Source organism: Actinomadura darangshiensis, from assembly GCF_004349235.1.
GTDB classification, from domain to species: domain Bacteria; phylum Actinomycetota; class Actinomycetes; order Streptosporangiales; family Streptosporangiaceae; genus Spirillospora; species Spirillospora darangshiensis.
Genome location: NZ_SMKY01000644.1, coordinates 1 through 1,057, shown reverse-complemented (window position 1 = coordinate 1,057; position 1,057 = coordinate 1). Strand labels below are relative to the sequence as shown.

At 67.8% G+C, this 1,057-nt stretch carries 2 protein-coding genes; one reads left to right on the top strand and one right to left on the bottom strand.

From position 1 onward, the window contains the following. Positions 1 to 34: 34 nt before the first annotated feature. On the bottom strand, positions 35 to 562 hold the full coding sequence (locus E1293_RS47135) for an NADAR family protein (RefSeq protein WP_132206679.1): 528 nt from the start codon (positions 560 to 562) through the stop codon (positions 35 to 37). A gap of 193 nt (positions 563 to 755) precedes the next feature. Here E1293_RS47135 and E1293_RS50450 point away from each other — a divergent pair, with 193 nt between their 5' ends. Continuing rightward, complete coding sequence (locus tag E1293_RS50450; protein WP_279473374.1) at positions 756 to 884, top strand: hypothetical protein; 129 nt, start codon at positions 756 to 758, stop codon at positions 882 to 884. Positions 885 to 1,057 lie beyond the last annotated feature (173 nt).

The following is a 1,057-nucleotide window of genomic DNA, read 5'->3' as shown; positions in this document are numbered from 1 at the left end:
CCCCCTGACCCCGGCCGACACCGCCCTCCGGCGGTCAGGAGGCCAAGGAGTCGCGGACGGTCATGAGGGCGAAGCCGAGGAGGTTCTGGCCTCGCCAGGTCGTCGCGTTCTCGGCGCGGGGGTCGTCGGCGGCCAGGCCTATGCCCCAGACGCGGTCCAGGGGGCTGGCTTCGACGAGGATGCGGTTCGCGGTGCCGAGGAGGTAGTCGCCGAGCTCTTTGTTCTGGGCGAACTTGGCCTCGTTTCCTTTTGTGACAATCGCCACACGATTGTCCTGCCAGGTCTGCTCGTCGAAGTCGCGGACGCGGCGGCCGAGGTCTTTGGCGCGGCGGGGATGGGACGCGGCGATGACGGCTTCGGCCGTTTCCTCGTCGCCGAAGAGGCGGGCCTTTCCGGCCATCATGTAGTGCTCCGCGGTCGCGTAGGTCGAGCCGTCCACGGTGAAGGGGGCCGGCCACCATTGGCTGAGGTAGCCGGGGCCTGCGGTCCGGTGTCCCCAGAAGAACAGGAACTTCAGGCGGGTGCCCTGGTTCTGGAGGCGGGTCAGCTCGGCTACGTCCATGGCGGGGATCGTGCCAGGCGGCGTCGCCGGGAGCCACCGGGTTTCGGGAATGGATGATCGATCCGGGCTGTTGGAGACAATGCGCCGCGGGCCCGGGGTGGGGCCCGCGGTCTAGACCATTTTGCGTAACCGGGCGGGTCGTCGGGAACATCGTCTAATTCGGCCCGGCCCGAACAGGAGGACGGCAGTAACAATGGACAACGCCCTGGCGAACCCCCGTCGCACCAAGATCGACGCGTGGCCCGAATGGCGGCCCGCGGAGACGGACTCCGAGCGTCCCGCGGAGGCCGAAGCGACCGAGGACGAACTCGCCGCGCATTGACGACGGATCAGGACCCGCCCGGAGCCCCGGGCGGGTTCTTTCGTCCCTAGTGTCTCGCTCGAAAAGTTTCTTTCTGTTTGAGAGACTGGGGTATGCGAACCGCTGCCCCCTTGGCATTGCGTGATGGTGACGCGGACGAGCTGCGTCGACTTGAGTCGGCGCGCAGCGTCTCG

Coding starts and splice junctions, on each gene's coding strand:
- E1293_RS47135 (WP_132206679.1), bottom strand. CDS start 562: ATGGACGTAGCCGAGCTGACCCGCCTCCAGAACCAGGGCACCCGCCTG.
- E1293_RS50450 (WP_279473374.1), top strand. CDS start 756: ATGGACAACGCCCTGGCGAACCCCCGTCGCACCAAGATCGACGCGTGG.